Origin of the sequence: Ralstonia chuxiongensis (genome assembly GCF_024158925.1) — a bacterium.
In the GTDB taxonomy this organism is placed as follows: Bacteria; Pseudomonadota; Gammaproteobacteria; order Burkholderiales; family Burkholderiaceae; genus Ralstonia; species Ralstonia chuxiongensis.
The window spans coordinates 188,668-200,699 of record NZ_JAMYWC010000004.1 but is presented as its reverse complement, the minus strand read 5'-3'; the positions used below and the strand labels follow the sequence as shown (position 1 = coordinate 200,699).

The 12,032-nt window shown below is 63.1% G+C and carries 9 protein-coding genes; 6 read left to right on the top strand and 3 right to left on the bottom strand.

Features of this window, described 5'->3' with window-relative positions:
* The first annotated feature begins 17 nt into the window (after positions 1–17).
* Positions 18–1,499, top strand: a complete 1,482-nt coding sequence (locus NKG59_RS14390) for a DEAD/DEAH box helicase (protein WP_414708552.1) — start codon at positions 18–20, stop codon at positions 1,497–1,499.
* A 25-nt stretch (positions 1,500–1,524) separates the two neighbouring features.
* On the opposite strand, the gene gluQRS is transcribed toward NKG59_RS14390, so the two are convergent.
* Positions 1,525–2,469: a tRNA glutamyl-Q(34) synthetase GluQRS gene (gluQRS, locus tag NKG59_RS14385; protein ID WP_253537993.1), complete on the bottom strand. Its 945-nt coding sequence runs from the start codon at positions 2,467–2,469 to the stop codon at positions 1,525–1,527.
* Positions 2,470–2,531: 62 nt separating this feature from the next.
* Complete coding sequence (locus tag NKG59_RS14380; RefSeq protein WP_253537991.1) at positions 2,532–3,434, bottom strand: LysR family transcriptional regulator; 903 nt, start codon at positions 3,432–3,434, stop codon at positions 2,532–2,534.
* A 106-nt stretch (positions 3,435–3,540) separates the two neighbouring features.
* Here NKG59_RS14380 and NKG59_RS14375 point away from each other — a divergent pair, with 106 nt between their 5' ends.
* Positions 3,541–4,239, top strand: a complete 699-nt coding sequence (locus tag NKG59_RS14375; protein WP_253537987.1) for a pirin family protein — start codon at positions 3,541–3,543, stop codon at positions 4,237–4,239.
* 77 nt (positions 4,240–4,316) lie between these two features.
* A complete protein-coding gene (locus NKG59_RS14370; RefSeq protein WP_253537984.1) occupies positions 4,317–4,889 on the top strand; it encodes a flavodoxin family protein in 573 nt (190 codons plus the stop codon).
* Between the two features lie 186 nt (positions 4,890–5,075).
* Here the strand turns inward: NKG59_RS14370 and NKG59_RS14365 are convergent, their stop codons facing one another.
* Positions 5,076–5,924, bottom strand: a complete 849-nt coding sequence (locus tag NKG59_RS14365) for a sulfurtransferase (RefSeq protein WP_253539090.1) — start codon at positions 5,922–5,924, stop codon at positions 5,076–5,078.
* Positions 5,925–6,074: 150 nt separating this feature from the next.
* Here NKG59_RS14365 and dnaE point away from each other — a divergent pair, with 150 nt between their 5' ends.
* The 3 genes from dnaE (at position 6,075) to NKG59_RS14350 (ending at position 12,021) form a co-directional block, all read left to right on the top strand.
* Complete coding sequence (gene dnaE, locus NKG59_RS14360) at positions 6,075–9,593, top strand: DNA polymerase III subunit alpha (protein ID WP_253537981.1); 3,519 nt, start codon at positions 6,075–6,077, stop codon at positions 9,591–9,593.
* A gap of 83 nt (positions 9,594–9,676) precedes the next feature.
* Positions 9,677–10,744, top strand: a complete 1,068-nt coding sequence (locus NKG59_RS14355) for a glycosyltransferase family 4 protein (RefSeq protein ID WP_253537979.1) — start codon at positions 9,677–9,679, stop codon at positions 10,742–10,744.
* A complete protein-coding gene (locus NKG59_RS14350) occupies positions 10,741–12,021 on the top strand; it encodes an O-antigen ligase family protein (protein WP_253537976.1) in 1,281 nt (426 codons plus the stop codon). The genes NKG59_RS14355 and NKG59_RS14350 overlap by 4 nt, the downstream gene beginning before the upstream one ends.
* The last annotated feature ends 11 nt before the right edge of the window (positions 12,022–12,032 follow it).

Here is a 12,032-nt window from a genome sequence, read left to right as displayed (position 1 = left end):
CTATGAATACTGCAACGATGTCTGAAGCGTCAGAAGCGCCGGCCAATGAATCGGTGACATTCGACAGCTTCGGCCTGCATCCGGACGTCCTCCGCGCGCTGACCGAAAGCGGTTACACCAAGCCCACACCCATTCAGGCTGCCGCCATTCCGGTGGTGACCGCCGGCCGCGACGTCATGGGCGCAGCGCAAACCGGCACCGGCAAGACCGCCGGTTTCTCGCTGCCGATCATCCATAACCTGCTGCCCGACGCCAACACGAGCGCGTCGCCCGCGCGTCATCCGGTGCGGGCGCTGATTCTCACGCCCACGCGCGAGCTTGCCGACCAGGTGTACGACAACGTCGCCAAGTACGCGAAATACACGGCGCTGCGCTGCGCCGTCGTGTTCGGCGGTGTCGACATGAACCCGCAGACGGAGCAACTGCGCCGCGGCGTGGAAATCCTCGTTGCCACGCCGGGCCGTCTGCTCGATCACGTGCAGCAGCGCAGCGTGAACCTCTCGCAGGTGCGCATGCTGGTGCTGGATGAAGCCGACCGCATGCTCGACATGGGCTTCCTGCCCGACCTGCAGCGCATCATCAACCTGCTGCCGGCGCACCGCCAGACGCTGCTGTTCTCGGCCACGTTCTCGCCCGAGATCAAGAAGCTGGCCGCCAGCTACCTGCGTCATCCGCAAACCATTGAAGTGGCACGCAGCAACGCCACGGCAGAGAACGTCCGCCAGGTCATCTACACGGTGCCGGACAACCACAAGCAAGCGGCGCTCGTGCATCTGCTGCGCCAGCGCGCAGAGCAAGGCCTGCCGCGCCAGTGCATCGTGTTCTCCAACAGCAAGATCGGCTGCTCGCGCCTGGCGCGCGCGCTGGAGCGCGAAGGCATCAACGCCAACGCCATCCACGGCGACAAGACGCAGACCGAGCGCATGCAAACGCTCGAAGCCTTCAAGCAAGGTACCGTGGATGTGCTGGTCGCCACCGACGTGGCGGCGCGCGGTCTCGATATCTCGCAGATGCCGTGCGTGATCAACTTCGACCTCCCGTTCAACGCGGAAGACTACGTGCACCGCATCGGCCGCACGGGTCGTGCCGGTGCTTCCGGTGACGCACTGTCGCTGTTCGCGCCAGGCGATGAGCGGTTCCTGGCCGACATCGAAAAGCTGATCAAGCGCAACCTGCCGCGCGAGCAACTCGCTGATTTCGACCCGACTGGCGAACAGGCGCGTGACCGTGAACGCCGTGAGCGCGATGAAAAGCGTGCCCGCAGCGAAGTCCGCCGCTCCCGCGAGCGCGACGATCGCAACGGTGCCCGCGTGTTGGATCACACGATCGTGCGCCCGCCGTTCCGCCCATCGGACGACCCGTTCTTCAATCGCCCGTACGAATCGTCTCTGCCAGCGGAATCGGCAGAAGCTGCCAAGCCAGCGCAGGCGACCGGGCATCCGCGTACCGCCAAGCGCCCGATTGCGGCGCTGCTCGGTGGCGTGCCGCGCAAGCGTTAAGTCAGTCTGTCGAAAACGGCGGCAACTATGCCGCCGTGGTCAATCGTGCAAGGCGATTGGCCCATGCCGGGACGGCGTCCCGGTAGAACTCCTCCACATCCCCAGCACGAATGTCCAGCCCGAGGTGCTGTGCCGCTTCCGTTAGCGCGGCCAGCGGTTGACTGCGGTTGATGGCGCGTGCGCCCGTCTGCTTGCTGAGTTTCTCGCCGTCGGCGTTCACCACCACGGGCACGTGCAAGTAGCGCAACGCCGGCAGCCCAAGCAGCTGCTGCAGATAGATCTGGCGCGGCGTCGAGTCGAGCAGGTCGGCGCCCCGCACGACGTCCGTGATGCCTTGCGTGGCATCGTCCACCACCACCGCAATCTGGTACGCCCACATGCCGTCCGCGCGCTTGAGCACGAAGTCGCCTACGGTTTCAGCCAGGTTCTGGCATTGCGTGCCTTGCCAGCGATCGTTGAAGCAGATGGTGGCGGCATCGGCATCCGGCACACGCACGCGCCAAGCGCGCGGCGGACGGCCGTGCAGCCCGTTGCGGCACGTGCCGGGATAGATCAGGGTCTGGTGACGCACATGCCCATTTGCGTCGATGCTGGTGACGGAGTCCGCAATCTCGCGGCGCGTGCAGCCGCACGGGTAGAGGCTGCCGTTCGCCTGCAGTTGCTCCAGCGCCTGTTCAAAGCGTGACAGGTGCGTGCTTTGCCACTGCGGCGCCTCGTCAGGAATGAGTCCGAGCACATCAAGTGTGGCGAGGATGTCGCGGTCGGCGCCGGGCACGTTGCGCTGGAAATCAATGTCTTCAATGCGCACGAGCCACGTGCCGCCATGTACGCGCGCATCCAGCCAGCTCGCCAGCGCGGTGACCAGCGAGCCGATATGCAACGGCCCGGTGGGCGAGGGCGCAAAGCGGCCCCGGTATTGGCCGCGCGACGACGTGGTGGATTCCGAAAAATCGAGATTGGCTTGGGACAACGCAACGCTCCGGGCTCAGAAGCCGATGCCGCTATTGTGCGCGATTTGTCCTCACGGGGCCCCTACTGCATCATCAGAGCCTGCCCCAGGCGCGGGTCTTCCAGCTTGTCGACCCACCATTGCAGCGCCTTGCCGCGCATGTTGTTGCGCCAGGCAACCTGAAACGTGCCGGCGCGCTTGTCTTCGGTGGTTTCCTTGGCGATCAGCACGCCGGAATCCAGATACGGCTGCGCCAGTGGCACCGGCAGCCAGCCGCAGCCGAGGCCACGAATCTGCGCCTGCACCTTGTCTGCCATGGACGGCACCACCAGCGTGTCCTGTCCGGCCATCACGCCGATGGTGCGTGCAGGCAGATTGCGCGATGTATCTCCCACGGCAACGATGCGATGCCGCGTGATGGCGGTTGCCGGCAACGGCTCCTCCATTTGTGCCAGCGGGTGATGTGCCGCCACTGCAAAGATGAACGGAATGTTGCCCACCGTGCGCGTCTGGATGCCCTGTACCTGCATCACCTGTGCCGGCCCGATCAGCAAGTCCGCGCGGCCGGAGAGAAGGGCGTCCCACGTGCCGGCCAGAACCTCCCGGCAGAAGCGCAATCGCGTGGCGGTGTTTTCGGCGTAGAAGTCCTGGATGACGGGCATGAGTGCGCGAAAGTGCACGAGATCGTCGACTACGATGGTCAACGTGGCTTCCCATCCGGTGGCGAGGCGCTTGACGCGGCGCGCGAGTTCGTCGGCGGCCTGCAGCAGGTGACGGCCTTCGTCGAGCAATGCGCGGCCAGCGGGCGTGAGTTCCGCTCGGTGGCGGCGGCGGTCAAACAGCAGGACATCGAGATCGTCTTCCAGCTTGCGCACCACGTATGTGAGCGCCGACGGCACTTTGCCCAGTTCGTGCGCCGCGGCGGCAAAGCTGCCCTTGCGTTCGATCGCGTCCAGCACTTCCAGAGATTCCAGCGAGAGCGCCATGTTCAGAATTTTTGATGTATTGAATCAAAGCTGTATCGCTTAACTATAGCCAATCTGCGTACCATTCACACATCGATGCAGTAATTTGGATAGGAGATTCATCAAAATGATTGAAATCCGCCCCTCTCAAGATCGCGGTTACGCAGACCACGGCTGGCTCAAGTCGTATCACAGCTTTTCGTTTGCCGATTACATGGACCCGGAACACGTTCAGTTCGGGCCGTTGCGCGTCATCAATGAAGACCGCGTCGCCGCTGGTATGGGTTTTGGCACCCATGGCCACCGCGACATGGAGATCATCAGCTACGTGCTGGATGGCGAACTGGCGCACAAGGACAGCATGGGCAACGGTAGCGTGCTGCGCCCCGGCGACGTACAACGCATGACGGCTGGGACAGGTGTGCGTCACTCCGAGTTCAACCACGCGCAGGACCAGGCCACGCATTTCCTGCAAATCTGGGTGCTCCCCGCACAGTTGAACCTCACGCCTGGCTACGAAGAACGCCATTTTGACGAGGCCGCCAAGCGCGGCAAGCTCGCCCTGATCGCCAGCACCGATGGTCGTGACGGTTCGGTGAAGGTGCACCAGGACATGGCGCTCTACGCCGGCAAGTTTGATGGCGCAGAAACTGCGTCCTTGGCCATTGCAGAGGGCCGCCGTGCTTATGTGCACGTGGTTCGCGGCAAGGTGAGCGTCAACGGTCGCACGCTGGTTGGCGGCGACGCAGCCAAGCTGACGCAAGAAGAGGCGGTGACGCTCTCGGGCGGCGAAGACAGCGAAGTGCTGGTGTTCGATCTGCCGTAATGTTCGTGGCGCACGCTGTGTGCGCCATTTTTCTTTTCCGTTGTTCTCCGCGGTACCCCAACCCCAAGAGGATTCCCATGGCACGAGTTGCAGTCGTTTATCACAGCGGTTATGGCCACACCAAGAAGCAGGCTGAGGCCGTGTTTGCGGGCGTGCAAGCAGCCGGCGCCGAAGCACACCTGATTTCGGTCACAGACGTCAACGATGACACGTGGGCGCTGCTGGCCGGCGTCGACACGATCGTCTTTGGCGCGCCGACGTACATGGGCGGCGTGTCGGGCGACTTCAAGAAATTTGCCGATGCGTCGTCCAAGGCGTGGTTCACGGGCGCGTGGAAGGACAAGATCGCCGCGGGGTTTACGAACTCCGCATCGATGAATGGCGACAAGTACGCGTCGATCCAGTACCTGTGGACGCTGTCGCAGCAGCACGGAATGATCTGGGTCGGCACGGGCATGATGCCGGCCAACAGCAAGGCCGCCACGCGCAACGACGTGAATTACCTGGCGGGCTTCGGCGGCGCTCTGGCGCAATCGCCGTCTGATGGGAGCCCTGAAGAGGGCCCGTTGCCAGGCGACCTGGAAACCGCCAAGCTATTCGGCGAGCGCATTGTTGCCATCACCAATCAGTTTGTGCGCGGCCGTCAGTAAAGCGGATCGCTCAAAGAAAAACGCCGGCATGTCCGGCGTTTTTTTATTGGTATGCCATGGCGGCTCAGAACCGCGTTCCCGCCCCGCAGAACATGCCGCGGTTGGAGCCACCCTCGCAGCTCGTCGCGCAGCCGGCCAATGCTGTCAGGCACATCGTTGTAACGACGAGGAGGGCGGCGAGGCGCTTCATGCGGCTGCGCGCGTTTGGCTGCCGGCGCAATGCGGGCAGCGCTGGCCGGGGATGTAGTCGGGGGACTGCTGTTCTTCCGGCGTCACCACAGCGCGGCAGGCGAAGCATTGTTTCGGGCCTGCTGGCAGCAGCTCAGCATTGAGAGCCGTGCGGTGGTCGAACACGAAGCAATCGCCGTCGTAATGGGCGCCGCCTACTTCCTCGAAATATTTGAGGATGCCGCCTTCGAGTTGATAGACGCGCTCGACGCCGATCTCCTGCATGTGGATCGCCGCCTTTTCGCAGCGGATGCCGCCGGTGCAGAACGACACCACCGTCTTGCCGGCAAAGTCGTCCTTGTGCGCGGCAATGGCGGGCGGGAATTCGGTGAATTTCTTGAGGTTGTATTCGACGACGTTCTTGAAAGTGCCGACGGCAACTTCATAGTCATTGCGCGTGTCGAGCATCACTACGGGGCGGCCCTCGTCGTCGTGGCCCTGATCGAGCCACCGCTTGAGGTCCGGCGGCGCAACCGACGGCGCGCGGCCCTCTTCCGGGCGGATCAGCGGGTGGCGCATGGTGATGATTTCTTTCTTCATGCGCACCAGCAGGCGGCGGAACGGCTGGTGGTCGGACAGGCTTTCCTTCGGTGCCAGGTCAGCAAAACGCGGGTCGGCGCGCAGCCAGCCCACGATGCCGTCAATGGCTTCACGCGAGCCGGCCAGAAAGATGTTGATGCCCTCGGGCGCCAGCAGCACGGTGCCCTTCAGCTCGCGCGCCTGGCACTCGGCCAGCAGGGCGGGGCGCAGGGTCTCGCGGTCATCGAGGGTGACGAATTTGTAAGCGGAAATATTGACGATCTGCATGTGCTGCCGCGCCATTTTTTGGCGCCTTGGATAACCTGTTGATTCGTAAGCCGAAATTATAGCCGCCCGAGGAGCCGCCCGGGGTTGTCGATGGTCAATCGGACACGCCCCGAATGCTTTACGGAAGATGTCACCCGGTACAATACGCGGATGAATTCGCCGCGCTTCGTCCACCTCCGCCTCCACTCTGAATATTCCGTCGTCGATGGCAACGTCCGTCTGGACGATGCCGTCAAGGCTGCCGCCAAAGACGGCATGGGCGCCTTGGCGCTGACCGATCTCTCCAACGCCTTCGGGCTGGTGCGCTTCTACAAGGAGGCGCGCGGCAAGGGCGTGAAGCCTATCGTCGGCGCCGACGTGTGGATCACCAATCACGACGAGCGCGACAAACCGGCACGCCTTCTGTTGTTGGTGCGTGACAAGCAGGGTTACCTGAATCTGTGCCAGCTGCTGGCCCGTGCTTGGCTCTCCAACCAACATCGCGGCCGCGCGGAAATCGCCCCCGAATGGTTCGACGAGCCGGGCGTGGAAAACGCCCCCCTGGCCACTGGCCTGCTGGCGCTCTCCGGCGCCATGGGCGGCGACATCGGCATGGCGCTGGCCAATGGAAACGATGCGCTGGCGCGCAAGCTGGCGACGGATTGGTCGCGCGTATTTCCTGGCGCGTTCTACATTGAACTGCAGCGCGCTGGGCACCCTGGTACCGAGGCCTACATCCAGCAGGCGGTGAAGCTTGCTTCGGCCATGCAGTTGCCAGTGGTTGCCACGCATCCGGTGCAGTTCATGACGCCGGACGATTTCACGGCCCACGAAGCGCGCACCTGTATTGCGGAGGGCGAACTGCTCGCCAATCCGCGCCGTGCCCGTCGTTTCACGACCGAACAGTATTTCAAGACGCAGGACGAGATGTGCGCGCTGTTTGCCGACATCCCGTCCGCGCTGGCCAACGCAGTGCAGATCGCGCAGCGCTGCAACCTCAAGCTGGAACTGGGCAAGCCCAAGCTGCCGCTGTTCCCGACGCCCGATGGCATGTCGCTGGATGACTACCTCGTCCAGCTTGCCAAGGAAGGGCTGGAAAAGCGCATGGAAGTGCTGTTCCCCGACGAGGCCGTGCGTGAATCCAAACGCGCCGAGTATTACGCCCGCCTGGAATTCGAGACGGGCACCATCATCAAGATGGGCTTCCCGGGCTACTTCCTGATCGTTGCGGACTTCATCAACTGGGCCAAGAACAATGGCGTGCCGGTGGGGCCGGGCCGGGGTTCCGGTGCCGGTTCGCTGGTGGCGTACGCGCTGGGCATTACGGATCTGGATCCGCTCAAATACAACCTGCTGTTCGAGCGTTTCCTGAACCCGGAACGTGTGTCGATGCCCGACTTCGACATCGACTTCTGCCAGCACGGCCGCGACCGCGTCATCCAGTACGTGAAAGAGAAGTACGGCAAGGACGCGGTCTCGCAGATCGCCACCTTCGGCACCATGGCTGCCAAGGCTGCGGTGCGCGACGTGGGCCGCGTGCTCGATCTCGGCTACAACTTCGTTGACGGCGTGGCCAAGCTGATCCCGTTCAAGCCGGGCAAGCTCGTCACGCTGGAAGAGGCCAAGAAGGAAGAGCCGCTGCTGGCCGAGCGCGAAGCCAACGAAGAAGAGGTCAAGCAGCTCCTGGAGCTTGCACAGCGCGTGGAAGGCATGACGCGTAACGTCGGCATGCACGCGGGCGGTGTGCTGATCGCCCCGGGCAAGCTGACCGACTTCTGCCCGCTTTATACGCAAGGCGGCGAAGATGCCGGCGTCGTCAGTCAATACGACAAGGACGACGTGGAAGCCGTCGGCCTGGTCAAGTTCGACTTCTTGGGCCTGACCACGCTCACGATCCTCGACTGGGCCGAGCGCTACATCCGCATGCTCGATCCGTCCAAGGCAGATTGGAACTGCAGCCAGATTCCGCTGACGGACAAGAAGGCGTTCGACATCCTGAAGTCGGCCAACACGGTCGCTGTGTTCCAGCTGGAAAGCCGCGGCATGCAGGGCATGCTGAAGGACGCCAAACCTGACCGCTTTGAGGACATCATCGCCCTGGTGGCGTTGTATCGCCCAGGCCCGATGGACCTGATTCCGAGCTTCTGCGCGCGTAAGCACGGCCGCGAGAAGGTCGAGTACCCCGACCCGCGCGTCGAACCGGTGCTCAAGGAGACCTACGGCATCATGGTCTACCAGGAGCAGGTGATGCAGATGGCGCAGATCGTGGGCGGTTACTCGCTCGGCGGCGCTGACTTGCTGCGCCGTGCGATGGGTAAGAAGAAAGCCGAAGAAATGGCCGAGCATCGAGCGCTGTTCCGCGCGGGTGCGGCCAAGGATGGGCTCTCCACCGAAAAGGCCGATGAAATCTTCGACCTGATGGAGAAGTTCGCCGGCTACGGCTTCAACAAGTCGCACGCGGCCGCTTATGCGCTGCTGGCGTACTACACGGCTTGGCTCAAGGCGCATCACCCGGCCGAATTCATGGCAGCCAACATGTCGCTCGCCATGGACGACACCGACAAGGTGAAGATCCTCTACGACGATGCCCGGGGCAAGAACGGCCTGACCGTGCTGCCGCCGGATATCAACGCGAGCCAGTATCGCTTTGCGCCAACCGACGCCAAGACCATCCGCTACGGCCTGGGTGGCGTGAAGGGCAGCGGTCAGGGCGCGATCGAAGACATCCTGCGTGCACGCGAAGACGGCCCATTCAAAGATTTGTTCGACTTCTGCGAGCGCGTAGACCGCCGCCAGGTGAATCGCCGCACGATCGAAGCACTGGTGCGTGCCGGGGCCTTCGACAGCCTCCACGACAACCGCGCACAGCTGCTCGCCTCGATCGGCCTTGCCATGGAAGCCGCCGAGCAGAAGGCAGCGGCCGCCAACCAGGTGTCGCTGTTCGATCTGATGAGCGGCGACGACGCTGAGCAGCATCGCCCCGAACTCGTCGATGAGCCGGCTTGGTCGACCAAGCGCAAGCTGCAGGAAGAAAAGCAGGCGCTGGGCTTCTACCTTTCCGGTCACCTGTTCGATGAATGCCGCGACGAGGTGCGCCGCTTTGCACGCACGACGCTGGCCGATCTGGCCCGCGAAGTGACCGACAAGGGCAATGGCGGTGGCTACGGCAATCGCGATGCGCGTAACAAGACCGTGGCGGGCGTGATCGTCGGCCAGCGGACGCAGATGACACAGCGCGGCAAGATGCTGATCGTCATGCTCGACGACGGCTCTGCCAGCGAAGCCACCGAAGTGACGGTCTTCAACGAAGTGTTCGAAGCCAATCGCGCGCTGTTCAAGGAGGACGAAGTGCTGATCGTGCAGGGCAGCGCCCGCCACGACATGTTCACTGGTGGCGTGCGCGTGACAGCCGAATCGGTTATGGACATGACCCAAGCGCGCGCCAAGTTTGCGCGGGCGATTCGTCTGTCGATGAATGGCGATTCAACGGCGGCCAAGCTGCGCGACCTGCTCTCGCCGCATGTCGCGGCGGATGGCAATGGCGTCTCTGTGCGCATTAGCTACGTCTGCGAGCAGGCCCGCTGCGAAGCGGTGCTCGGCGACGCCTGGCGCATTGTCCCTAGCGAAGCGGCAATCGCCGCGCTGCGTCAGGCGCTGGACGCCGAGAACGTGGCAACGGTGTACGAGTAGTTCGAAGATGGCGCAGGGGGCGCCATCGCCGGGCACAGGCTCGGCACGACTGCAGTCTCAATACGATTATTACTAGAGCATCCATGAACGTCGGAATCTCGTGCAACGCGCTGGGCTACAGCGGCGGCAGCGAGCGCTACGCGATGGACCTGGTGCGCGGCCTGCATGAGCGCGACATCCGTCCCGTGTTCTTCGCCAAGATGGTGGACAAGGCGCTTCCCGAATATCGCCAGGTCAAGGCCGTTGCATTGCCCACACGCAAGCTGCCGGGCAAATTGAACGACCACGCGTTCGGCTGGCTGGTGCGCTATCTGGCCAAGCGTGAGCACATCGATCTGATGATCGGCTGCAACCGCACAGGGGCATCGGATATCGCCATTTGTGGCGGTACGCACGTCGGTTATCTCAAGAGCTTTTCCAAAGAGGCCGCCTTCTGGGACCGCCAGCAGATTTCGCTGGAGCGCCGAGACTACGTCCGCTCGCATGTTGTCGTTGCGCACTCGCGGCTGATGGCGCGGGAAGTGCTCGACTATTACGACATTCCCGCGGCCAAGGTGAAGACGGTGTATCCGCCGGTGAGCGAGACGAAGTTCTCGCCGGTGGACGAGGCCGAGCGTCAGCGCCTGCGAGATGAACTGGGCTTTGCGAAGGATCGCGTCACGTTTGTGTTCCCGTCGTCGAGCCACAAGCGCAAGGGCTATCCGCTGCTGGAGGCGTTCTTCTCCAGCACGAATTTGCCGGTGCAGCTGGCGGTGATCGGACGGCCGGTGTCGTCGTCCTCGCCCAACATCCGCTACTTGGGATACCGCAAGGACATCGAGAACGTCTACCGCGCGGCGGACTACACGATTCTCGCTTCGCACTACGAGCCGTTCGGGCTGATCGGGGTGGAGTCTGTGCTGTGCGGGACGCCGGCCGTGCTCGCAGCCAATATCGCCTGCACCGAGGTGATCTCGGAACAAGGGGCGCCCACCTTCAATCTGGACGATCCAGCCACGCTGGCGCGCGCGATCGAAGCCGCTGTTGCCCGTGCGCAGGCCGGCCAGGCGCGCTTGGCGAATCCGCGTGAGCATCTGCGCTATGACCCCAGCATCACTGCTCACATCGATGCCTTGTTGGCGCTTGCACCTGGCGCGGGGACATTGCGATGAGCGGCTTGACGCAACGTAGCCGGACGCTGATATCCAGCGTGCCGGCGGCTCTGGCCGTGTTTGGAATCGCCATCCTGCCGGCCTTCATGCTGTCGGTGCGCGGCGCAGCGTTCCTGTCGTTCTTGCTGCTACTTGTGGCCGCGATCTGGTCGATGCTGGCCGCACCCGCAGACGTCATGAGCCGACTACGAACGATGTGGCGCGAACATCGCTGGCTGATTTTGGCCATGGCCGCCATGCCGACTGCGATGCTGATCAGTGCGCTACTCAATCCTGCTGCGCCGCGCAATGTGCCGTTTGCCTATGGTCGGCTCTGGCTGTTCGGGTTGGCGCTGCTTGCACTGTTGCAATTGCGTCCTAAACAGATAGAGGGCGTGCAATGGGGTTGTGTTGCCGGCGCGCTGGCGTCGATTGTGTGGGCTTACCTTGAATTGCGTATGGGGCGGCCAGACAAGATTGGCGCATTTGCCAACGCAATCCCTTTCGGCAATCTATCGTTGCTGATGGGCCTGTTCTCGCTGATTTCCATAGGATGGTCCAAGGGTGACGGCTGGCCACTTGTCATCTTGCGCGGGATGGCAGGCGGCGCTGGGCTCTATGCATCCTATTTGTCGCAGTCGCGCGGCGGCTGGATCGCGATTCCCATCCTGCTGCTGATCGCAGTGGCGACGCTGCGCCATGTGAGTTGGAAGAAGCGCGTGGCGGCCTTGCTGGTGTTCTTCGTGCTGTTGGCGGCGGTATGCGTATCGTCGAGTATGGTTCGTACTCGTTTCGATCAGGCAGTCAGTGATTTGCATGCCTATCAAGCTGGTCAGACCAATACCTCGGTCGGCATCCGCTTCCAGCTCTGGAAAGCGGCCACGCTGATGTTGACGCGCCATCCGCTCGCCGGGGTGGGAAGAGGCCAATTCGAGCCCGCTCTCAAGGCGATTCACGCGGAGGGCCTGATCACGCAGGAAGCGACTGCCTTCGAGCATGCACACAACGAGTTTCTATACAATGGCGCCACGCTTGGCGTGCTGGGCATCGGCGCATTGTTGGCGCTGTACCTGGTGCCTGCCGCGTACTTTCTGCGCGCCGCCCTGTGCGACGATCGCATCCTGCGCACCACGGGGGCGATGGGCCTCACGTTATGTGTCGGCTTCGTACTGTTCGGGCTGACCGAGGTGATGCTGATCATCGCGCAGACGGTTGTGTTCTACAGCGTGATGGTGGCCGTATTCACCGCGCATATCCATCGGCGCCGGCAGCAGCTTGGCGCCGCTCCTGTTCTCTGAGATCGCTTTCG